The sequence below is a fragment of the Rhodococcus sp. FW305-130 genome (assembly GCF_058788335.1).
This window is the reverse complement of record NZ_JBYTAP010000002.1, coordinates 439,163-461,384: the sequence shown is the minus strand read 5'-3', so window position 1 is coordinate 461,384 and position 22,222 is coordinate 439,163. Positions and strand designations below refer to the sequence as shown.

Sequence of the window (22,222 nt, the reverse complement as noted above, 5' to 3'; positions counted from 1 at the left end):
CTTAACTCTCCCTGAGTTCTTCTGCTGGATGTCTAGAAGGGCGCGATCAGATGACCTTGTTGCTGACGAGGTAAGCGGCAATCTTGGTGCCACCGTCTCCCTCGTCGGCGATGCGCTCACCAGCGGTACGGGGGGGCTTCGGGGTGGAGGACGTCACGGTGGTGCCGGCGTTGGCAACTCCGACGGTCTCCGGGTCGACTCCGAGGTCGGCCAGCGTGTAAACGAGAACTTCCTTCTTCTTCGCGGCCATGATGCCCTTGAAGGACGGGAAGCGCGGCTCGTTGATCTTCTCGGTGACCGAGACGATCGCGGGCAGCGAAGCCTCGAGGCCGAAGACGCCCTCGTCGGTCTCGCGCTCACCGGTGATCTTGCCGTCGGCGACGACGACCTTGCGCAGCTGCGTGAGCTGCGGGATGCCCAGGTACTCGGCGATGATGGCCGGAACAGCGCCGACGCGGCCGTCGGTGGCCTCGTTGCCGGCGATGATCAGGTCGGCAGGCTCGTCGTTCTCGAAGGTGATCTGTCCGAGAGCAGCAGCGAGCGTCCATGCGGTCTGGATCGCGTCGGAGCCGTGCAGTGCCGGGTCGTTGATGTGGACGGCCTTGTCGGCGCCCATCGACAGAGCCTTGCGGATAGCGTCGGTGGCGCGGTCGGGACCTGCGGACAGCACCGTTACCTCACCGCCCTGAGCTTCCTTGATGAGGAGTGCTTCTTCGACGGAGCGCTCGTTGATCTCGTCGAGGACTGCGTCAGCGGCTTCACGGTCAAGCGTGTAGTCGCCGTCGGTCAGCTTGCGCTCGGACCATGTGTCGGGGACCTGCTTGATCAAAACAACGATATTCGTCATGGGTCTTCGTCGACCTCCTGTGTGTAATTCACCTGATAAATCGTCTGTGGTGCTCGCGCAGTCCGAGCGTCCGAAAAGAGAGTCCGACAGGTCTCCCCACGGGCGAATTTCTCGGTTCACGTCGGCTGTGCGTTAGATTACCCCACGTTAAGTTACCGGTGGGTAACTTAACGTGGAACCTCGTCCACCATAACGGCACGAACAGGAATTGACAGCAGTGATCTGGACCACGGCGAACACGTTCTACTCGGATGGCACTAATCTCGCACGGGTGAGTGAAACGAGTGTCAGCAACCACGAGGACGCACCCCTGCCCTTGACGGGCGAACGAACCGTGCCAGGAATCCCCGAGGAGAACTACTGGTTCCGACGCCACGAAGTGGTGTACCGCGCACTTCTGGAGCGCTGCACGGACCGCCGAGTCCTCGAGGCCGGATCCGGAGAAGGCTACGGCGCCAACATGATTGCGGACGTCGCAACGAAGGTTACCGGCCTCGACTACGACGTCTCCGCGGTCGAACACGTTCGTGCGCGCTACCCCCGCGTCGAGATGCTTCACGGCAACCTCGCCGAGCTTCCACTGGCCGACAACTCGGTTGACGTCGTCGTCAATTTCCAGGTTATCGAGCACCTGTGGGATCAGGGTCAGTTCCTGCGCGAGTGCTTCCGAGTTCTCGCTCCCGGCGGTGAACTTCTGATCAGTACCCCCAACCGGATCACGTTCTCCCCCGGCCGCGACACGCCGCTCAACCCTTTCCACACTCGTGAGCTCAACGCCGCCGAAATGACCGAATTGCTCGAAGACGCCGGATTCCGCGTTCAGTTGATGACCGGCGTCCACCACGGTTCACGCCTGAAGGAACTCGACGCCAAGCACGGCGGATCGTTCATCAACGCGCAGATCGACCGCGCGTTGGCCGGTGAGCCCTGGCCCGAAGATCTCACCCGCGATGTCGAGGGCATCACCGTCGACGACTTCAGCATCAGCGAACCCGACATCGACGACAGCCTCGACCTCGTCGCTATCGCCGTGAAGGAAACTGCCGTGAAGGAATCCGGCGAGTGAGTAACGCAACACCCGTCACCGAACCGGGGATGTTCGCCCTGGTTCTGCACTCCCATCTGCCGTGGCTCGCCAACCACGGCAGATGGCCCGTCGGCGAGGAATGGATCTACCAGTCCTGGGCTGCGTCGTACATTCCGCTCGCCGCCGCGCTACGACGCCTGGCCGACGAGGGCCGATCGCACCTGCTGACGCTGGGAATCACGCCGGTGCTCGCGGCCCAGCTGGACGATCCCCACTGCCTCGCCGGCATGCATCACTGGCTCGGCAACTGGCAGATCCGTGCACATGAAGCCGCCGGCATGCCGGACGCAGCGCACCGCGAACTCGGAGCGCGCGAACACCGAGCGTCCGCAGCGGCTCTCGAAGATTTCGAGACTCATTGGCAGCACGGCGCCTCACCCGTGTTCCGCGACCTCATCGACCGCGAGGCCTTCGAGCTTCTCGGCGGGCCGCTGGCCCACCCGTTCCAACCGCTGCTCGACCCTCGCTTGCGTGCGTTCTCCCTCCGCGAAGGTCTCGCCGACGCGCATGCCCGGTGGAACCACGCTCCGACCGGGATCTGGGGGCCCGAGTGCGGGTACACCCCGGGCATGGAGCGCGGGTACGCCGAAGCGGGCGTCACCCACTTCATGGTCGACGGTCCCGCCTTGCGCGGCGACACGTCCCTCGGTCGCCCGGTTCGAGAATCCGACGTGGTTGCCTTCGGCCGCGACCTGCAGGTCAGCTACCGCGTCTGGTCCCCGAAATCCGGATATCCGGGTCACGCTGCTTACCGCGATTTCCACACCTACGACCACGAGACGGGCCTCAAGCCGTCGCGGGTCACCGGACGGACCGTCGACTCCGCCGACAAGTTGCCGTACGACCCCGAACTCGCCGCCGCCGCCGTCGACAAGCACGTCGCCGACTTCGTCGAAACCGTTCGGGCGCGTCTGCGCAGTGAATCCACCCGCATCGGCCGCGACGCCCTCGTGGTCGCAGCATTCGACACCGAACTGTTCGGGCACTGGTGGCACGAAGGCCCGCAGTGGCTCGAGAAGCTCCTGCGCGCGCTTCCGGAAGCCGGAATTCGCGTCGGCACCCTCGCCGACGCCAAGGCATCGGGATACGTGGGCGAACCCGTTCAGCTCGAGGATTCGTCCTGGGGATCGGGCAAAGACTGGCGCGTATGGGCCGGCGATCAGGTGTCCGACCTCGTGCAACTGAACTCCGAGGTGGTCGATACCGCCCTCACCACCGTGGACAAGTCTCGCGGCCGCGACAACGCACCCGGCCGACCGGAACTGCGAAACCGGGTCAACGATCAGGTCCTTCGCGAGACACTGATGACAGTTTCGAGCGATTGGGCATTCATGGTGAGCAAGGATTCGGCCGCGGGGTACGCCCGCGAACGCGCACACAAGCACGCCCACGCGACCAGGGAAATCTCCGAAGCGCTCGTTTCCGGCCGCGATGCCGTGGCCGAGCGGCTGGCCGAAGGCTGGAATCACGCCGACGGATTGTTCCCGGGGCTGGATGCTCGCCGTCTGCCTGACACAGAACTGGTGAACGGGAGCGCGTCGTGAAGATTCTCATCGTCTCGTGGGAGTACCCACCGGTCGTTGTCGGCGGCCTCGGCCGACACGTCCACCATCTCGCCACCGAGCTTGCGGCTGCAGGCCACGAGGTCGTGGTTCTCTCGCGCCGCCCCTCCGGCACCGATGCGTCGACGCACCCGACGGTCACGCACATCTCCGAAGGCGTCCTTGTCGTCGCAGTGGCCGAGGACCCGGCACACTTCGTCTTCGGCGAGGACATGCTCGCGTGGACCCTCGCGATGGGTCACGCGATGGTCCGCGCCGGGATGGCGCTGCACAAGCCAGGAGTGGGCGAGGGCTGGCAACCGGACGTCGTGCACGCACACGACTGGCTGGTCGCACATCCTGCGATCGCCTTGGCTGAATTCTATGACGTCCCACTGGTTTCCACGCTTCATGCCACCGAGGCGGGTCGCCACAGCGGTTGGATCTCCGGACGCATCAACCGCCAGGTCCACTCGGTCGAGTGGTGGCTGGCAAACGAATCCGACTCTCTCATAACCTGTTCGGCGTCCATGCAGGAAGAAGTGACCGAACTCTACGGTCCGACGCTGCCGCCGATCACTGTCATCCGCAACGGAATCGACGTGACCACGTGGAGCTTTCGCGAACGTGGACCGCGGTCAGGGCCGCCGAAACTCCTCTTCGTCGGCCGCCTGGAATACGAGAAGGGTGTGCAGGACGCTATCGCGGCACTCCCCCGAATCCGTCGTAGCCACCCCGGCACGACCCTCGCGATCGCGGGCGAAGGCACCCAGTTCACCTGGCTCTACCAACAGGCGCGCACACATCGCGTCGCGCGGGCAGTGGACTTTCTCGGCAACCTCGATCACACGGAACTGCTCAGCTGGCTGCACGGAGCGGACGCCATCGTCCTGCCGTCGCGCTACGAGCCGTTCGGGATCATCGCCCTCGAAGCGGCGGCAGCCGGCACTCCGCTGATCACGTCCACCGCAGGCGGACTGGGCGAAGCGGTAGTCGACGGGGTGACCGGGATGTCGTTCCAACCGGGTGACATCGCCGGGCTCACCTCGGCGGTCCGCGAGGTTCTCGACGATCCCGCCGGGGCGCAGGAACGGGCAGTGGCCGCCCGGGCACGCCTGACGTCGGACTTCGACTGGCATCAGGTCGCCGAGGAGACTGCTCACGTCTACGCGGGCGCAAAGCGTCGGGTGCGGCAGCCGTTGGCGCGGCCGCAGATTCCCGAGCGGCCGCTCCCTGGTCGATGAAGCGCTGACCTCAGCGGGTCGGGAGGGGCGCGGTGAAGCGAGAACTCGCATCCCCGAGCAGATGGCCTGGTGGCAACATCCGGCCACACAACACCAGCAACAAGTCCTGCGCCGCTCCGTGAACCTCGGCGCCGGCACCGTACGTCCAGTCTCGGTCGTCGGCGCGCAACCGAGCGCCGTCGAGGTCAGTCCCGAAATACTTCACGGTTTTGGGCGAGAGTCCGCTGAGCACACGAGTGAGCCGGTCTTCGGGCACCACGTAGTCGTCGCCGAGTGCCACGCGAATGTCCTGACCGTGGATCACGTCGTGTGAGAGTGCACCCTCGAAGCCACCGCCCGGCGGCTTCCACGGGTGTGCGACGTTGTCGCGAAGCGAGGCAAGCAGTTGTTGCTCACCGACTTCCGACGCGTCGGCGAGCGCTCGCCGATTCGACATCTTGTTGAAGTTTCCGCGTGACTTGACCATTTCCACGACGAATCGCGGCGCCGAGTATCGGTAGGGCATGGTGATGTGCGCGATCACTTCGCGGACCCGCCACCCGTCGCACAGGGTCGGCGCGTTCCACTGCTCCGCGCTCAGGCCTTCGAGAAATCCCACCAGTTCGCGGCGCTGCGCCACGACCCATTCGGGTGTCTGTTCGCTCATGTCGGCACTCCTTTCACCGGCGCAGACTTTCGGCGCCGATACCGATACAGACCGGTGGCGGCGCCGAAAGTAATCGCTGGTTCTGCCAAAAAGTGAGCTACGACGTCGACGACGCGTCGGCAGCGTCCGCAGCAGCCTTCTTGCGTGCGATGTCCTCGAGTGCCGCGATGTACTTCGCACGATCGGCAGCGCCGGCTTCCCAATCGGACTTGCGGTTCTTGACCGCCTTCGCAGGCGAGCCGACCGCGATGCTGAAATCCGGGATGTCTCCCTTGACGACGGCGTGCGCACCGAGCACACAACCGCGTCCGACGCGGGTATTTCGCAGCACGGTGACCTTCGCTGCCACCCAGGTGTCCGGGCCGATACGGACGGGGCCCTTGACGATGCCCTGGTCCTTGATCGGTGTGTTGATGTCGTCCATGCGGTGGTCGAAGTCGCAGATGTAGCACCAGTCGGCTACGAGCGTCGACGCACCGATTTCGATGTCGAGGTAGGTGTTGACGACGTTGTCCTTGCCGAAGACGACCTTGTCGCCGATGCGCAGCGAACCTTCGTGGCAACGGATCGCGTTGCCGTCGCCGATGTGTACCCAGCGCCCGATCTCGAGGCGGGACAGGTCGGGGGTCGAATGGATTTCGACGTTCTTGCCGAGGAACACCATGCCGCGCAGGATCACGTGCGGGTTGGCCATCTTGAACTTGGCGAGACGGTAGTACCGCACCAGATACCAGGGTGTGTACGCCTTGTTCGCCAGAACCCATTTGAGGGAATCGACCGTCAAGAACTTGGCCTGATCGCTGTCGCCTCGGCGTGATCCCCGCCATCGAGTGCGCAACGGTGCGCCCCACATGCTCGTCATGAGTGTTCAGCCTACGTGGGGCCGACTCACCGACCCTCGGGGTGTGCCCCGTCACGTTGCCCCGGTCGGGATAGTCTCTGGTCCGGGCTTGTGCAGTTACCGAGGGCTCTTGATCAAGTGAAGGCAGGGAGATTGTGATGCGGCGGGTCCTACGGTCGTCCGTGATGGTGTCGACGGCGATCGCTGCGGCCCTGATCGCCGGTTGCGGCAGCGACGACGGACGGGTGAACCGGTACGCGTCGGCGGGTTGGCCGGCCATGCATGCCGACGCCCGCAACAGCGACACGAGCCCGGTCACCGGATCACGCGATGTCGAGTTCGCATGGTCACGCCCTCTCGGCGGTCCGGTTGCCGCGTACGCCTCGGTGGCCGCGAACGGCCAGAGCTTCGTCACCGCCCGCACCGAGAACGGCTGCAATCTCTTCTCGTTCCAGATGGATACGGGTCGCAAGAAGTGGTGCGCTCGACTCAACGACGGAGTAGTCGCGTCCACGCCCATCGTCGACACGGCCACCAATGTCTACGTCGGTGAGAGCGGCGCGATGATGTCCTTCACCGAGACTGGTCAATTGCGTTGGCGCACGCTCGTTGTGGGCACTCCTCTCTCGTCGCAGTTCACCGGCGACGGAAACCTGTTGTTCATCACCCAATTGGGTCAGATCAACGTGCTCGACCCGCAGACCGGCGCCAAAGTGGTTCCGTCGTTCGACCTGATCCCGCCGCCGTCGATCGACCAGGGCGCAAATGCAGAACTCATTCCCGACAACAAGGGTTTGAACGAGTGCTTCCTCGGCACGTCCGGCTGCCCGGTGGCCAATACGCCGGCAGTGGACCTGGGCACCGGCAAGTTCTACTTCACCTTCTACGGACCCAGTTCTCAGGCAGCCGATCTGGTCGCCATGAAGTACACGGGCGGCGACAATCCGTCCATCACCCGCGAGTGGTCCACCGACGCGCTTCCCGGTGGAACGGCGTCGAGCCCGGACCTGTCGAAGGACGGCAAGACCGTGTACGCCACCGACAACAACGGATCTCTCTGGGCAGTGAACGCCGAAACCGGTGACACCAGGTGGAGTTACGACATCGGCTTCAACTCGGCCGGTAGTGCCTCGACGTCCGACGACGGTTTGATCATTCCCGCCGGCGGCGACAAGGGCCACCTCCTTGCCGTGCGCGACGAGGGAGATCACGCCGAACTGGCCTGGGAACGTAAAGACCTTCTGCAACTGGGTGTTCCGGCGCAGACCGCCGGCAACACCGGATACACCGTCGTCCGTGAGGGTGAGAACGGACTGAGCCTGATCACCTTCGACACCGAAACCGGTGAGACGGTGGATCAGGACACGTTGCCGGGAGCAGTGGGCTTCACCGTCGGCACCTCGATCGGCCCCAAGGGCGAAGTGTTGACGCCCAGCGCAATCGGTGAGCTGTTCGTCTTCAAGTGAGCTAGCGGGACGCCTCACAGATGAAGGCCGACGCCGATCGTCCGATCCGCACGATCACGACGCTCAGTGCACGCGAGCCCTTGAGCTTGAGCCGTGGACGCAGCACTGCCGGGTCCACGTCGACTCCTCGCACCAAAATTTCGGCCACACCGCAGTCCCACTTGGACAGTGTCTGTTTGAGCAGTTTCTCCGAGTACTTGATCTGCTCGAGGATCCGGAATCCGCGAACTCCCTCAGGGACGCTGTCACCGGTCAGATAAGCGATGCGTGGATCGAGCTGCCAGAGGCCGTGTCTGGCCGCGTAGTGGCGCACGAGGCCTGCGCGCACTACCGCTCCGTCCGGGTCGATGATCCACTCCCCCGGAGCTTGCTCCGGAATCACGTCGTCCTCGGCGTCGGTGATCGCCCACCCGCTCCCGTCGGAGCGAAGCACCGAAGCTCGACGCGTGACGCCGGACTCGGCCAGTCCCGTCGACCACAGGCATGCTTCCTTGACGCCGCCGTCGAGCGAGACGACCTCGACTTCCCCGTCCCAGCCCAGATTGTCGAAATCGAGTCCGGGAGCACACTTCACCGCGAGATCACGGCCGGAGTACGCCTCGATGAGGTCCGGTAACGGCGGCATCAACGCTGCCGGATCGTGAGTGCGGCGACCGCCCGATCGCCGGGCGGGGTCCGCCAGTACGACGGTGTCGCGTGTCGTCGGGCGGAGCGCGTCGGCCCGCAACAACGCTGCGCTCGGCACATTGCGCTGTGCCATCGCCAGGCGAACGGAATCGATGTCGCTGCCGATCACGCGATGCGCAACTCCGGTCAAGGCATGCAGTTCGGCGCCGATTGAGCACGTCACGTCGTGGACGTCGCGCCCGATCAGACGCTGCGCGCGGTGCGCCGCCACAACACCGGGAGTGGCCTGCTGCATCGCGTCGTCCGTGAACAACCACTGATCACTGCCGGGCAGTTTCGTAACGGCCTTGCGTCGAAGCAGGACGGTGTCCACGAGCGCAGGCATGTGATCACCGAAACGCGTACGCGCCCGGCCGATGTCGGCCAGACGCGTACGCGTGGACAGTTCGAGCTGATCCACCTCGGCCAAGGCAGCTACGCCGGAATCACTTCCGAGATAGTCGACGTCGCCGAGGGTGAAGTCATAACCCAATTCAGTTGCCGGGCTTCACGCCGGTGATCATGACGTTGTAGAAGAATCCGCGAGGAACGACGTGGCGGAGCACCTTCTCGTCGACCCAGCTGAGCGTCTTCCAACCACCGAAAGCGAAACGTCCCCAACCCCAACCGAGCTTCTCCGGCGGAACAGCTGCTTCGAAGGTACGGACCGGCCATCCGAGAAGCGCCGCGGCGAATTCCTCGGTGGCAGCGTGGACCTGATCGGCTCCGGCGGACTTCGCCATGTTCTCGAGGTCGGTGGGGTCGAACGTGTGGATGTCGACGACTGCCTCGAGCGCTGCTGCGCGAGAGGACTCGTCGAGCTCTTCCTGCGGGCGACGCCAATCTGCCAGGAACGGCAGCTTGGTCACGCGTGTGGTTGCTTCCCACGTCGCGCGGCCGAGCCAGCGGGCGTAGAAGTTACCGACAGTCGTGGGCTCACCGGCGAAGACGAAACGGCCGCCGGGCTTGAGGACACGAAGGACCTCGCGCAGCGACTTCTCGACGTCGGGGATGTGGTGCAGCACGGCGTGGCCGACGACCAGGTCGAAGGTGTTGTCCTCGTACGGAATGGTCTCGGCATCGGCAACACGGCCGTCGACCGGAAGGCCGAGGCTTTCTGCATTGCGCAGTGCGACCTTGACCATGCCGGGCGAGAGGTCGGTGACCGAACCGGTCTTGGCGACTCCACCCTGCATCAGGTTCAGGAGGAAGAATCCGGTGCCGCAACCCAGTTCGAGGGCGCGCTCGTACGGGAGCGGCTGATCGCCCGCGACGGCGTCGAAACGACCACGTGCGTAGTCGATGCAGCGCTCGTCGTACGAGATGGACCACTTGTCGTCGTAGGTTTCGGCTTCCCAGTCGTGGTAGAGCACCTGGGCGAGCTTGGTGTCCTTACGAGCGGCCTCGACCTCTTCGGCCGTGGCGTGCGGCCGCGGCGCGGGGTCGACTACCGAGGTGTCGGTAGCGGCGGGCGGCGTGACGGTTGCGTCGTCATTCGGGCTGGCTGTCATGGCGGCTATCCTACTCGCTGGTAAGAGATGAACAAGTTCTAGTTTAGGGGAGCCTACTCGCCCGTGAACTCGGCCTTGCCCGGACCGTTGGCGATGAACGACTCCATGCCGATCGCCTGATCCTTGGTCGCGAACAATCCGGCGAACAGATGCTGCTCGATCTTGAGCCCGGATTCCAGGTCGGTGTTCAGACCCTCGTCGATGGCTGCCTTGGCAGCAGCCAAGGCACGTGACGCTCCCCCGACGAACTGCGAGGCCCACGTGCGAGCGGCGGTATACACGTCGTCGGGAGCGACGACCTCGTCGACCAAACCGATGGCCAACGCCTCGTCAGCCCCGACGAAACGGCCGGTGAAGACCAGATCCTTGGCCTTGGCCGGTCCGATCAGACGAGCCAGGCGCTGCGTTCCGCCGCCACCGGGAATGATTCCGAGCAGAATCTCCGGAACTCCGAGCTTGGCGTTGTCTCCGACGATCCGGCGATCGGCCGAGAGTGCAACTTCGAGTCCGCCACCGAGTGCGTATCCGGTGATCGCGGCAACGGTCGGCTTCGGGATGGACGCCACGGCGCCGAGCCCGGCCTGCATGCCGCCGATCGCGTCACGGATCTGGCCGTAGTCCATCTCGGCCATTTCCTTGACGTCGGCACCGGCTGCGAAGACTTTCTCGCCGCCGTAGACGATGACGGCCTTGACTGCCTTGTCGACGGTCGCAGCGTGTGCGGCAGCAGCCAACTCGTCCTGGACCTGACGGTTCAGAGCGTTCATGGGCGGGCGCGCCAGACGGATGGTGCCGATGCCTTCGGAAACCTCGAGAGTCACAAATTCAGCCATGATCGAGAGGTTACTTTGCCGCCTTGACCGACCACGGATGCGGCCCGGCGACGTAGTAACCGTCCTGATTCGGGAACTCGACGCGCAGAGTCTCCTCGTCGGTGATCAACGTAGGCAGGATGACGGGAATCTCCGGCTCGGCCGCGAGTATCTCCGCCACCGAGCTGAACTTGGCCAATTCGGTCAGCTGACTCCACGTCGGCGGCAACAGGATGCTGCCACCCTCCCGCCAATGCGCCAGCGCGTCCTGCGGGCTCTGCCAACGCACCTCGGCGGCCTCGGAGGTGACCCCGTCCGCGATCTGTCCGGTCGGTGACGCTGCGACGAAGAAGCGCGTGTCGTAGCGGCGGGTCTCGCCCACCGGCGTGATCCAGTTCGCCCACGGCCGCAGCAGATCCGTTCGCAGGACCAGGTTCTCCTTCTTCAGGAAATCGCTGAACGACAGCTCGTGCTTTTCGAGAGCTACTCGGTCCTGTGCGTAGCCGGCCGTGTCCGCGACGACGGTGTCCGCGGTCGGTCCGGCGAGCAGAACGCCGCACTCCTCGAACGTTTCCCGCACCGCAGCCAAGACGAGAGCCTTCGCCCGAGCCACATCCGTGCTGAACCGCTCGGCCCACCACTCGACCGACGGTCCGGCCCACTCGACCTCTGCCGTCGCATCGGACTTGTCGACGCCTCCGCCGGGGAAGACCGTCATGCCCCCGGCAAACGCCATCCCCTGTACTCGTTGAAGCAGGAAGATCTCGATCCCGGATTCGGCATCGCGCACCAAGATGACGGTCGACGCATCCTTGGGCTCGGGGACAGCGTTTGCATTCTCGTTAGCCATGCTTCGCGAACCTACGCGATCTGTGATCTGGGCCGCATTTCAGGTCCCACTGAAGCTCACGCGCGATGAGCTCCTGACGGCCTCGCGCGGCGCGCGAAGTATCGGCCGTCCGCCTTGTCGAGGCTGATGGACTGGCTGAATGCCGCGCTCAGATTTTCGGCGGTGATGACGTCGTCCAGAAGGCCCTGAGAGACGACCTCACCTTCCTTGAGAAGGAGTGCGTGAGTGAATCCCGGCGGGATCTCCTCGACGTGATGGGTGATCAGAACGGTTGCCGGGGCGTCCGGATCGGCAGCCAGTTCGGCGAGTCTGGCCACAAGTTCCTCACGTCCACCGAGATCGAGCCCGGCGGCGGGCTCGTCCAGGAGAAGAAGTTCGGGATCGGTCATCAAGGCTCGCGCGATGAGGACGCGCTTGCGCTCGCCTTCGGAAAGCGTCCCGTACGTGCGATCCGCCAGGTGCTCGGCGCCGAAGCTTTCGAGCATTTCCACAGCGCGCGAGGTGTCCATGGATTCGTACTCCTCGCGCCACCGACCGAGAACGGCGTAGCCCGCCGACACGACGAGGTCGCTGACCTTCTCGTCGCCGGGCACGCGGTTCGCCAACGACGACGAGGACAAACCGATACGCGGGCGCAACTCGTTGACGTCGACCTTGCCGAGAACTTCGCCAAGGAGGTGGGCAGAACCGCTGGTCGGGAAAGTCTCACCGGCCGCGATGCGCAGCAGCGAGGTCTTGCCGGCACCGTTGGGTCCGAGCACCACCCATCGCTCGTCCAGCTCCACTTTCCAGGTGACGGGCCCCACGAGAGTGGACCCTCCCCGACGGATGAGTACGTTGTCGAAATCGATGAGCAGATCTGGATCAGGTAGCGGCACCCGAACATCTTCCCGCACATTCTCCGGCCGTTCACGGCAGGATCATCTTGCGTGTCGCCTCTCATCGAAACTCACACCCCGACGCCCGGGTCTCCGTTCCCACTCGGCGCCAACATCGTGGACTCCGGAACCCAGTTCGCGGTCCACGCACCAGCTGCGTCGAGCGTCCAGATCTGCCTGATCGGCCAGGACGGAAACGAAGATCGCGTCGAACTCCGGCAACACACGTACGGAATCTGGCACGGGATCATCGCCGGGATCGGTGCGGGGCAGCGATACGGAATTCGGGCAAGCGGCCCGTGGAATCCGCGCGCCGGACTGAGACTGAATCCACACAAGCTGCTCATCGATCCGTGGGCGCGCCGCATCGAGGGGGAACTCGGTGACCACCGTGCCCTCCTGTCGTACGCCGACGATCCTTTCGGCGACCCGTCTGCCCTCGACTCTCTCGGCCACGTGCCGCTGTCCGTGGTGACTCCCGGCCTCGCGCCTGCCGGAGGCCGCCTCGAGACGCCGTGGGAGGAAAGCGTGATCTACGAACTGCATGTGGGCGCGTACACCGCCAGTCATCCAGGAGTACCCGCCGCCCACCGCGGAACGTACCTCGGCCTGACGGCACCGGCCGTGATCGATCACCTCGTCTCACTCGGCGTCACCGCCGTGGAACTGCTTCCCGTACAGGCGTTTCTGACCGAACAGAGCGTCCGCGAGCGAGGGATGCGCAACCACTGGGGATACTCGACGGCGTCGTACTTCGCCCCGCATCCCGGATACGCGGCAACTTCGGGCGGCGAAGTCACCGAGTTCCGGATCATGGTCGACGCACTACACGCGGCAGGCATCGAGGTCATCCTCGACGTCGTCTACAACCACACCTGCGAGCAGAGTGTCGACGGAATCAGCGTCAGCTGGCGAGCTTTGGACGGCCCCGGCTACTACCTTCTCGACGGCGACGGCCGCGACATCGACCTGACCGGGTGCGGCAACACGGTCGACGCCTGCTCCCCCATCGCCGTCCGCATGATCACCGACAGCCTCCGCTATTGGGCCACCGAAATGGGTGTCGACGGCTTCCGATTCGATCTCGCGAGCGCGTTGGGTAGGCCGCGCGGCGGCGACTTCGACCAGCGGGCGTCCATCTTGTCGGCCATCTCCTCCGATCCGGTACTGACCCGGTGCAAGCTCATCGCCGAACCGTGGGATGCCACTGCCGACGGTTACCAGGTCGGAAACTTCGGACTCCAATGGTCGGAATGGAACGACAAGTACCGCAGCACTATTCGCCAGTTCTGGAACGGCGGCTCCAGCGTCCGGAAGGTCGCGTCGCGCCTCGCCGGTTCCGAGGACATCTTTGCCGGCAGCGGCCGTCGCCCATGGGCGTCGATCAACTTCGTCACAGCGCACGACGGGTTCACCGCCGCCGATCTGGTCGCGTACAACCACAAGCACAACGAAGCCAACGGTGAAGACAATCGTGACGGCGCCGATCACAACGATTCGTTCAACCACGGAATCGAAGGCCCCAGCACCGATCCCGAGATTCAGGACGCCAGGGCACGTCATGTACGGGCGCTACTGGCCACGCTCGTGCTGTCGACAGGCACACCGATGCTCACCGCCGGAGACGAGTTCGGCCACAGTCTCGGCGGAAACAACAACGCGTATTGTGTTCCCACACTTGCCTCCCCAGCCGATTCGTGGGCCCTGGACTGGACGGCGGCCGATCAGTCATTGGTGCAGTTCGTCTCCCGAGCGTTCGGATTACGCCGAGCGGCACCGGCGTTGCGTCAGCCCGAATTCTTCGAAGGCAGAAGAAGACTGGAGCACCCGGACCTCGTCTGGTTCGACGCTGCCGGCGTCGAGTTCGACGACACCGCATGGTACGACGAGAGTCACCGAACGCTGCAGGCCTGGATCGACGGAGCCGACGTTCGGTCTCACACTCGGACCGGGCGCCCACTCGGTGACGACAGTTGGCTCCTGATCCTGCATTCCGGTGGACCGGTTCAGGTCACCGTCGGCACTCCGGAATGGTTCGACGGCACATTGACTGCATCGTTCGATTCGGCGTCACCGACCGGAGAACCTGCCTCCACGGCCGAAGTTCCCGTCGGCACGGAGATCTCATTGACCGGACCCACGGTCTTGGCCTTACGTTCCGTGACACGTCCGCCGGTAACCGCTGCTGTCATGGAATCCGGCAGCACCTTGATCAGTAATTGAATGGTCGGCCCGATCCCGAAGGCGTACAACACTGTTCCGACGCCAACCGTTCCACCGAGGAGCCATCCGGTAGCGAGGACCGCGATTTCGATGCTGGTACGCACGAGCCTGACCGACAAGCCGGTGCGCGCCACCAGTCCTGTCATCAACCCGTCGCGGGGACCCGGCCCCATGCCTGCCCCGATGTAGAGAACGCTGGCCAGTCCGTTGAGGAGGATTCCCGCAACCATGATCGCGGCGCGAACTGGCATGGAATCAAAGACCGGCAAGAAGGCCAGTGAAGTATCCACCGAGATTGCAATGACCACGACATTGGCGACCGTGCCGAACCCTGGCCGCTGACGGATCGGAATCCAGAGCAGCAGTACCACCGCACCGGTAATCGCAGTGATCACGCCGAAACTCAGCGAAACATGCTCGGCCACGCCCTGATGGAACACATCCCAGGGGTCCAGTCCGTGGCCGGCTGTGATCATCATGGCCATCGAGAAGCCGTACAACCACAGACCAACGAACAGCGAGGCGAATCTCCGTATCAACACTCGACTATCTTGAAGGCCACTGGACTGTTCATCCATAGCCAAGTTGTCGATACTGGACTGGTCGGTTAGGTCTCTACGGAACCGCGATGACTGTCATGGAGCCTGGTGCCACTTCCGTGAACCCTGCGTCGCGAACCGCGACAGCCTCCGACCGCTTCAATCGATCTACTGCCTCGGCCCACTGTTTCGAACTTGCGTCGCGTACCGAGCAACGAAAGTCGTTCTGCGCCCATGCCCAGCACTGTTTCTCGGACATGGCCGCTGCCAACAACATCGAGGCATGCCCTACCTGTGCCGACGCCTTGCCTACCGTCATCTCGAGCTCCGAGTCGATCCACAGCACCGGAAGACCGGGCTCGGGCTGGCCAGGCTCGTCGTGCTCCAGGTCGGTGCCACCGATCTGCAACTTCTTGATTCGCGGGTCCAGTTCTCCGACCGGCCCGGGAACCAGAGCCCGCGCCTGGGCACCATCCACGTCGACGGTGATTCCCGGTACCTCTTGCGCGGCGAGCCACTGGGCTCCACGCGCTCGGCGAGACACTTTCCGGATCCGGGCACCCACCCACGCCGAATAGTCCTCGTGCCACGGGCCGGGCTCCCCGTCTTCGGTGAACCCGACGCGTTCGTCCAGGCACAGCGCCACTGCCGCCGTTGCGGCAGCCTCGAGCAGTGCAGTGCGCTTCGGCGGGTCTGCCTTCGGGATGTGGAGAATGATCGGCATCGCCAACACCAGTGCCGGATCCGCGGGATCGTCTCGCCCACCGTACCCAGCGGCCAACACCGCGTGGCGCTCGCGCCAGCGAGAATCGGGATCGGAACTGACTGCTGGATCGGAACTCATGGAATCGGTACGCGTCGTACGCCACCGTCGACGGCGTCCGCAGCCTCGACCTCGTCGCGGGTCACACCGAGAATGAACAGCACAGCATCGAGGAAGGGATGCGACAAAGCCGCGTCCGCGACCTCCCGCAACGCGGGCTTGGCGTTGAACGCCACACCCAGTCCCGCGGCGTTGAGCATATCGATGTCGTTGGCACCGTCACCGACGGCGACAGTCTGTTCCATCGGCACACCGACCTGATCGGCGAACTTGCGCAGCGCAACGGCCTTCGCGGCGCGGTCGACGATTTCACCGATCACACGTCCGGTCAGCTTGCCGTCGACGATCTCGAGGGTGTTGGCGTGCACGAAGTCCAGTTCGAGTTCGTGTGCGAGGCCTTCGATGACCTGGCGGAAACCGCCGGACACCACGCCGCAGTGGAATCCGAGGCGGCGCAGGGTGCGAATCGTGGTGCGCGCCCCCGGCGTCAGTTCGATGCTCTCTGCCACCTCGTCGATGACGGACGCGTCGAGACCGGCGAGTGTCGCCACACGCTGGTGCAGTGATTCGGTGAAGTCGATCTCGCCGCGCATCGCAGCTTCGGTGACGGCGCGGACCTCGTCCTCGACGCCGGCCTTCGCGGCGAGCATCTCGATGACCTCGCCCTGTACGAGCGTCGAGTCCACGTCGAACACGATCAGACGCTTGGCCCGGCGAGCCAGTCCTGCGCGCTCGACTGCGATGTCGACGTTTTCGAGAGCGGCGACCTCGGCGAGTCCGGTACGCAGCTTCGCGTCGCCGTCGACAGTATCGGCTGCGCTGACGCTGAGTTCGAGGCCGGTGACCGGATAGTCGGCGACACCACGGATGGAGTCGATGTTGGCGCCCTGCTTCGCGAGTTCGCGTGCCACCGAGCGCATTGCGCGGGCATTGACGGGGCTGCCGAGAACAACGACCGCGTGAGTGGACACTGCAGGTCGACCTGGATCGGCACCGATTTCGATGTCGACGTTCATTCCGACCGTCGCCATCGCCTGTTCGAGCTCTTCCTGAAGGGCTTCGGGATCGTTCGGGCAGGCCACCATGACGCCGAGTGTCAGTCGACCTCGAATCACCACCTGCTCCACGTCGAGCAGACGCACATCGTGCCGCGACAGCGCCGCGAACAGTACCGAGGTGACGCCAGGGCGGTCCGGCCCGGTCACAGTCACCAGAACAGTGGTGTCAGAGGCACCCACCGAAAACTCCGATCGTTTCTTCGTTCGCGTCTTGATCGTCACTATTGTGCCAAGCGAAAGGCCCCACCCGTTACTCGGGCGGGGCCTTCGCTGATTACTTCAGTGTGTTACTTCGCTCAGGAGCGGCTGTCGGTGCCGGGGTCGCCTTCGTCCCCGACTGTGAGCGGCTCGTGACGAGCATCTTCGAGCACGGTGCTGGCGTTCTTCCCACCGTGACCGGGGCCGACGTGCGCTTCTGCGCGCATTCGCTCCACCATGTGCGGGTAGTGCAGCTCGAAGGCCGGACGCTCGCTGCGGATGCGCGGCAACTCGGTGAAGTTGTGACGCGGCGGCGGGCAGGTTGTCGCCCACTCCAGCGAGTTTCCGTAGCCCCACGGATCGTCGACGGTGACCACTTCGCCGTAGCGGTAACTCTTGAAGACGTTCCAGATGAACGGGAGCGTCGAGGCACCGAGTACGAAGGCGAAGATCGTGGACACCGAGTTCAGCACCGTGAACCCGTCCGAGGGCAGGTAGTCGGCGTAACGACGCGGCATACCTTCGGCACCGAGCCAGTGCTGGACGAGGAACGTGCCGTGGAAGCCGACGAACGTGGTCCAGAAGTGCCACTTGCCGAGGCGCTCGTCCATCATGCGGCCGGTCATCTTCGGGAACCAGAAGTAGATACCGGCGTACGTGGCGAACACGACCGTACCGAAGACCACGTAGTGGAAGTGGGCGACGACGAAGTAGCTGTCCGTGACGTGGAAGTCGAGCGGCGGGCTCGCGAGGATGACGCCCGACAGACCACCGAAGAGGAAGGTGATCAGGAAGCCGATCGAGAACAGCATCGGTGATTCGAAGGTCAATTGCCCCTTCCACATCGTTCCGATCCAGTTGAAGATCTTCACACCTGTCGGCACAGCGATCAGGAATGTCATGAACGAGAAGTACGGCAGGAGAACAGCGCCGGTCGCATACATGTGGTGAGCCCACACAGCGATCGACAGAGCGGCGATGGCCAACGTTGCGTACACCAGGCCGCTGTAGCCGAAGATCGGCTTACGGCTGAAGACCGGGAAGATCTCCGAGACGATGCCGAAGAACGGCAGCGCGATGATGTACACCTCGGGGTGACCGAAGAACCAGAACAGGTGCTGCCACAGGAGCACACCGCCCGTTGCCGGGTCGAAGATGTGCCCGCCGAGATGGCGGTCGACGAACAGGCCCATGAATGCAGCGGTCAGCAGCGGGAACGCCAGCAGGATCAGGATGCTGGTGATGAAGATGTTCCAGGTGAAGATCGGCATGCGGAACATGGTCATACCGGGTGCGCGCAGGCAAATCACGGTGGTGACCATGTTGACGCCACCGAGGATGGTGCCGAGGCCGGCGACAGCCAGACCCAAGACCCACAGGTCGGCGCCGACGCCGGGGCTGTGCAGCGCGCTGGTCAGCGGCGTGTATGCCGTCCAACCGAAGTCTGCTGCGCCACCGGGCGTGACGAATCCGGCCGTCGTGATGATCGCGCCGAACAGGTACAGCCAGTAGCTGAACGCGTTCAGACGCGGGAACGCGACGTCGGGTGCACCGATCTGGAGCGGAAGAATGTAGTTCGCGAAGCCGAAGACGATCGGGGTCGCGTACAGCAGCAGCATGATCGTGCCGTGCATGGTGAACAGCTGGTTGAACTGTTCGTTGGAAAGGAACTGCATGCCGGGTACAGCAAGTTCGGCACGCATCATCAGTGCCATGAGGCCACCGATGAGGAAGAAGGCGATGGAAGTCGCCAAGTACATGATTCCGAGCACCTTGGGATCGGTGGTCGTGATCATCTTGAAAATGAATGAGCCCTTGGGTCCCTGCCGCGGCGGGTAAGGCCTGGCCGGCGCTATCGTGGGGACTGGCTGGGGCGCTACGGCAGTCACTGATCCTCCTGAATGTGCCTTTGGTCGCTCCGCAGACTCCGTCAAAGAGCCCTTGGTTGCGCCCGCAGGGTCCGTCGCCCGGGCTGCGGACAACGGCTTCTGGCTTGCGCTCATCGAATCGTAGACCGTGACTCCGAGGCACCGCGACCCGGTCCTACTCTGCGTCGTACTCGAGCATCCGTTTTTCACGGCACCGAACGAACGACCTGCGGTTTATGTTCCCCCGGGAGTCCGAACCCACTTCCGAATCGGCGTGTCGTGCGCGTCGAAGAATTCGGTCGGTGTCCGTTTTCGGCCAACTCCTCCACTGATAAGGTCACCCTCGCCTAACTCACCTCAGGAGTATTCAGTGAAATTCTTTCCCCGCCGCGCCGCGCTGGTAGCCGTCGCAGCCTCGATCGCCTTGGTCGTTCCAGCCTGCTCGAGTAACGACGAGCCCGCTGCAACCACCACCTCGACCGAGTCGGGCGCATTCCCCCGCACCGTCGAGCACTTCCGCGGAAGCACCGAAATCCCGGCCGCACCCCAGCGGATCGTCGCGCTCGACAACAGCTTCACCGACGCCGTCCTTCTCCTCGAATCCCCGCTCGTCGGCTACGTCGACTACCGCGAGCCCGGTCTGCCCGACTACCTCGGATCCTCGCGGGAGGAATTCGCCGCGGACGCCGTCTCGGTCGGCACGGTCAGCAGTGCAAGCCTCGAGAAGATCGCCGCACTGCAGCCAGACCTCATCATCTCCGCCGAGGTCCGCGACGGGAAGAACTACGAACAACTGTCCGCAATCGCACCCACCGTCTTCACTCAGACGACCGGCCCGACGTGGAAGGACAACATCCGCCTGGTCGGTCAAGCGCTGGGCAAGGAGTCACTGGCCGAGGCGAAGATCACCGAGTACGAAACCCGCGCAGCCATCGTCGGCAAGGAAATCAACGAGAAGGCGAACAACCCGGTCATCTCGGTAGTCCGATTCGCCGGTGAACCGACGGCACGCCTCTACCGCACCACCTCGTTCAGCGGCATCGTCCTCCAGGACGCCGGATTGAAGCGCCCGGACAACCAGGGACCTGACCCCGCCGATGCCGGAAACATCATGATGAAGATCAGCCCCGAGCTGATCAACGAAGCCGACGCGGACGTCATCTTCATCAGCACCTGGCAGGACGCCGAGGGCAAGAGCGCCGAAGCCGCGAAGCCGTTCCTCGAGAGCCCGCTGTGGCAGACCCTTCGAGGACGCAAGGTCGACGTGGACGATTCACGTTGGATGTCGCCGGTCAGCATCCAGGGCGCCCACATGATCCTCGACGACCTCTCGGACACGTTCGAGGTGGACAAGCAGAACAGCTGAGTCGAACAGCTAACCTGAACGGCGCCCGCTCACACAGGAAGCCGTCGACTTGTCTGTTCTCTCACGCACGTCTGTTCTCTCACGCACGACCGCCCGCACGTCCATTCGTCGTGTCTCGATCCTGGGGATCGCCGCCACGATGCTCGTCCTCGGTGGTTGCTCGTCCGACTCGTCGGATGATCCCGCGAGCACCATCGTCCGGACCACTACGTCGATCGCCGGTGCCGGCGTGATGGGCATCGAACGCGACACCGCCACCGCGTGCCCGACGCCGACGCAAGCCGACCCGGGAGCGGGCCCCGGGGTGAAGCGTCGAGTCGTACACACTGCGGGTGAAACCGAGGTTCCTTCCGATCCCCAACGGATCGTGGTCCTCGACAGTGTCTCGATGGACGCCGTGTGCGCCCTCGGTCTGTGGGAGCGGGTAGTGGGCGCCGCAACCGGTGTCGACTCGCCTCAACCGTCGTACCTCGGTTTCGGCATCTCGGAGATTCCGAGCGTCGGCCCCGTGAGCGCACCCGACGTCAACGCCGTGAAGGCCGCCGCGCCGGACTTGATCCTCGGGTCCAGTCCGGCGTCCGACGGTTTGTACGGGCAACTCGACGCCATTGCCCCCACCGTGTTCGCCGGCTCGGATCCCGTGTACTGGAAAGCGCAGTTCGCCCTCGCCGGCCAGGCACTTGGCCGTTCGTCCGCGGCTGCGACGGAGCTGGACCGCTACCAGCAGGACGTCGTGCAGCTCGGCGACGCATTGAATGCATCACAGACGCAGGCATCAGTGGTTCGGTTCGGTTCGAAGGACCTGCAGATCGAGGGTCCCGCATCCTTCGCCGGACAAATTCTCAGCGACGTCGGCGTCCGGCGCCCACCGGCGCAGCGATTGACCGATGCGACCACAGCACCGATTCCGGCCGACGATCTCAGCGCCGCCGAAGGTGACTTGATCTACGTACTCTTCGACGGGCCGAACGGCCGTACCTACGGCACCGAGATCATGAAGAGCGACCAGTGGCAGGACCTCGCCGCCGCCACCGACCGGCGTGTGTTCGTCGCTGAAGACGAAATCTGGAACGGAAACGGGATGACTGCCGCCCGTGCCGTATTGGCGGACTTGAAGGGAACCTTGAACGGATATGCGAGCTGACTGGAACGAACCACTACTCCCACATTCGAGGCGGCTCGCCACAACTGTGACGGTCGGGTTCTGATCATGCCGATCCCGGAATTCATTGTCGCTTTGCGCGAGAAGGTCGGTCATGCGCCGCTCTGGCTGTCCGGCGTGAGCGTCGTGATCCGCGACGACGACGGCCGGATCCTGCTCACCCGCCGCGCCGACAACGGTCAGTGGGCCGTCGTGTCCGGCGTTCTCGAGCCCGGAGAGGAACCGTCGTCGGCGGCGGTGCGCGAGGCGAAGGAAGAAACCGGCGTCGACGCCGAATTGATTCGGATCACGAGTGTCGATGTCACAGAACCCATTACGTACCCCAATGGTGACGTAACTCAGTACCTCGACGTCTGCTTCCTGGCCAGGTGGACCGGCGGAGATGCACACGTGGCGGACGACGAAAACCTCGAGGTCGCGTGGTTCGCGCCGAGCGAATTGCCTTCAGACATGACGGAAACCTCGCGTCTGCGCCTCGCAAAAGCATTGCTGGACAAGCCGGAAGCGTGGTTTCTGCGCTGACCCACTCCCCCATCGACGACCGAAGCCCGATTCCCGCGTGTGCAGGAGTCGGGCTTCGGTATATAGGTCGCTCT

19 protein-coding genes and 1 pseudogene are annotated in these 22,222 nt (G+C 64.2%); 8 read left to right on the top strand and 12 right to left on the bottom strand.

The window, feature by feature from the left end; translation table 11 throughout:
• Positions 1-46: 46 nt before the first annotated feature.
• A complete protein-coding gene (locus AC3WQS_RS08305) occupies positions 47-847 on the bottom strand; it encodes an electron transfer flavoprotein subunit beta/FixA family protein (RefSeq protein ID WP_019747906.1) in 801 nt (266 codons plus the stop codon).
• 271 nt (positions 848-1,118) lie between these two features.
• Here AC3WQS_RS08305 and AC3WQS_RS08300 point away from each other — a divergent pair, with 271 nt between their 5' ends.
• From AC3WQS_RS08300 to AC3WQS_RS08290, 3 genes are read left to right on the top strand one after another with little or no spacing between them, the layout of a single operon-like run.
• Complete coding sequence (locus AC3WQS_RS08300) at positions 1,119-1,913, top strand: class I SAM-dependent methyltransferase (protein WP_044479608.1); 795 nt, start codon at positions 1,119-1,121, stop codon at positions 1,911-1,913.
• A gap of 29 nt (positions 1,914-1,942) precedes the next feature.
• Complete coding sequence (locus AC3WQS_RS08295) at positions 1,943-3,478, top strand: 1,4-alpha-glucan branching protein domain-containing protein (RefSeq protein ID WP_492712715.1); 1,536 nt, start codon at positions 1,943-1,945, stop codon at positions 3,476-3,478.
• On the top strand, positions 3,475-4,719 hold the full coding sequence (locus tag AC3WQS_RS08290; protein ID WP_020969294.1) for a glycosyltransferase family 4 protein: 1,245 nt from the start codon (positions 3,475-3,477) through the stop codon (positions 4,717-4,719). The genes AC3WQS_RS08295 and AC3WQS_RS08290 overlap by 4 nt, the downstream gene beginning before the upstream one ends.
• Positions 4,720-4,729: 10 nt before the next feature.
• Here AC3WQS_RS08290 and AC3WQS_RS08285 read toward each other — a convergent pair whose 3' ends face one another.
• Positions 4,730-5,365, bottom strand: a complete 636-nt coding sequence (locus AC3WQS_RS08285) for a maleylpyruvate isomerase family mycothiol-dependent enzyme (RefSeq protein WP_019747902.1) — start codon at positions 5,363-5,365, stop codon at positions 4,730-4,732.
• A gap of 97 nt (positions 5,366-5,462) precedes the next feature.
• The gene (locus AC3WQS_RS08280; RefSeq protein ID WP_019747901.1) at positions 5,463-6,227 is read right to left on the bottom strand and encodes an acyltransferase; all 765 of its coding nucleotides are present in this window, start codon (positions 6,225-6,227) and stop codon (positions 5,463-5,465) included.
• A 137-nt stretch (positions 6,228-6,364) separates the two neighbouring features.
• Between AC3WQS_RS08280 and AC3WQS_RS08275 the strand changes: the two genes are divergently transcribed.
• On the top strand, positions 6,365-7,672 hold the full coding sequence (locus AC3WQS_RS08275) for an outer membrane protein assembly factor BamB family protein (RefSeq protein WP_070386919.1): 1,308 nt from the start codon (positions 6,365-6,367) through the stop codon (positions 7,670-7,672).
• Position 7,673: 1 nt separating this feature from the next.
• Here the strand turns inward: AC3WQS_RS08275 and AC3WQS_RS08270 are convergent, their stop codons facing one another.
• Genes AC3WQS_RS08270 through AC3WQS_RS08250 form a run of 5 tightly spaced genes read right to left on the bottom strand, consistent with a single transcriptional unit; the run spans position 7,674 to position 12,389 of the window.
• Positions 7,674-8,831, bottom strand: coding sequence for a THUMP-like domain-containing protein (locus AC3WQS_RS08270; RefSeq protein WP_070386918.1), 1,158 nt, complete (start codon positions 8,829-8,831; stop codon positions 7,674-7,676).
• A gap of 1 nt (position 8,832) precedes the next feature.
• Complete coding sequence (locus tag AC3WQS_RS08265) at positions 8,833-9,849, bottom strand: class I SAM-dependent methyltransferase (RefSeq protein ID WP_003944733.1); 1,017 nt, start codon at positions 9,847-9,849, stop codon at positions 8,833-8,835.
• A gap of 53 nt (positions 9,850-9,902) precedes the next feature.
• Positions 9,903-10,682 (bottom strand): enoyl-CoA hydratase/isomerase family protein, encoded by a 780-nt coding sequence (locus AC3WQS_RS08260; RefSeq protein ID WP_003944701.1) that lies wholly within the window; start codon positions 10,680-10,682, stop codon positions 9,903-9,905.
• Positions 10,683-10,692: 10 nt separating this feature from the next.
• The gene (locus AC3WQS_RS08255; RefSeq protein ID WP_003944751.1) at positions 10,693-11,511 is read right to left on the bottom strand and encodes an NUDIX hydrolase; all 819 of its coding nucleotides are present in this window, start codon (positions 11,509-11,511) and stop codon (positions 10,693-10,695) included.
• Between the two features lie 56 nt (positions 11,512-11,567).
• On the bottom strand, positions 11,568-12,389 hold the full coding sequence (locus AC3WQS_RS08250; RefSeq protein WP_492712706.1) for an ABC transporter ATP-binding protein: 822 nt from the start codon (positions 12,387-12,389) through the stop codon (positions 11,568-11,570).
• 51 nt (positions 12,390-12,440) lie between these two features.
• On the opposite strand from AC3WQS_RS08250, the pseudogene glgX reads away from it, so the two are divergent.
• Positions 12,441-14,483 (top strand): annotated as a pseudogene (glgX, locus tag AC3WQS_RS08245) (glycogen debranching protein GlgX); the annotation flags it as partial.
• Here the strand turns inward: glgX and yczE are convergent.
• The 4 genes from yczE to ctaD form a co-directional block, all read right to left on the bottom strand.
• Positions 14,396-15,190, bottom strand: a complete 795-nt coding sequence (gene yczE / locus AC3WQS_RS08240; protein WP_335743302.1) for a membrane protein YczE — start codon at positions 15,188-15,190, stop codon at positions 14,396-14,398. The pseudogene glgX and the gene yczE overlap by 88 nt on opposite strands.
• 37 nt (positions 15,191-15,227) lie before the next feature.
• Entirely contained in the window at positions 15,228-15,995 is a 768-nt protein-coding gene (locus AC3WQS_RS08235; RefSeq protein WP_021333089.1) for an aminoacyl-tRNA hydrolase, read from the bottom strand.
• The gene (gene serB / locus AC3WQS_RS08230; protein ID WP_020969288.1) at positions 15,992-17,212 is read right to left on the bottom strand and encodes a phosphoserine phosphatase SerB; all 1,221 of its coding nucleotides are present in this window, start codon (positions 17,210-17,212) and stop codon (positions 15,992-15,994) included. Before serB ends, AC3WQS_RS08235 begins: the two co-directional genes overlap by 4 nt.
• A gap of 116 nt (positions 17,213-17,328) precedes the next feature.
• Positions 17,329-19,119 carry an aa3-type cytochrome oxidase subunit I gene (ctaD, locus tag AC3WQS_RS08225; RefSeq protein ID WP_020907234.1) on the bottom strand — a complete coding sequence of 597 codons (1,791 nt, stop codon included), beginning with the start codon at positions 19,117-19,119 and terminating at the stop codon, positions 17,329-17,331.
• A gap of 349 nt (positions 19,120-19,468) precedes the next feature.
• Between ctaD and AC3WQS_RS08220 the strand changes: the two genes are divergently transcribed.
• The 3 genes from AC3WQS_RS08220 (at position 19,469) to AC3WQS_RS08210 (ending at position 22,148) form a co-directional block, all read left to right on the top strand.
• Positions 19,469-20,464, top strand: a complete 996-nt coding sequence (locus tag AC3WQS_RS08220) for an ABC transporter substrate-binding protein (RefSeq protein ID WP_097387516.1) — start codon at positions 19,469-19,471, stop codon at positions 20,462-20,464.
• 49 nt (positions 20,465-20,513) lie between these two features.
• Positions 20,514-21,608, top strand: coding sequence for an iron-siderophore ABC transporter substrate-binding protein (locus AC3WQS_RS08215; protein ID WP_020969287.1), 1,095 nt, complete (start codon positions 20,514-20,516; stop codon positions 21,606-21,608).
• Positions 21,609-21,674: 66 nt separating this feature from the next.
• Positions 21,675-22,148 (top strand): NUDIX hydrolase, encoded by a 474-nt coding sequence (locus AC3WQS_RS08210; protein WP_020969286.1) that lies wholly within the window; start codon positions 21,675-21,677, stop codon positions 22,146-22,148.
• Positions 22,149-22,222: the final 74 nt, after the last annotated feature.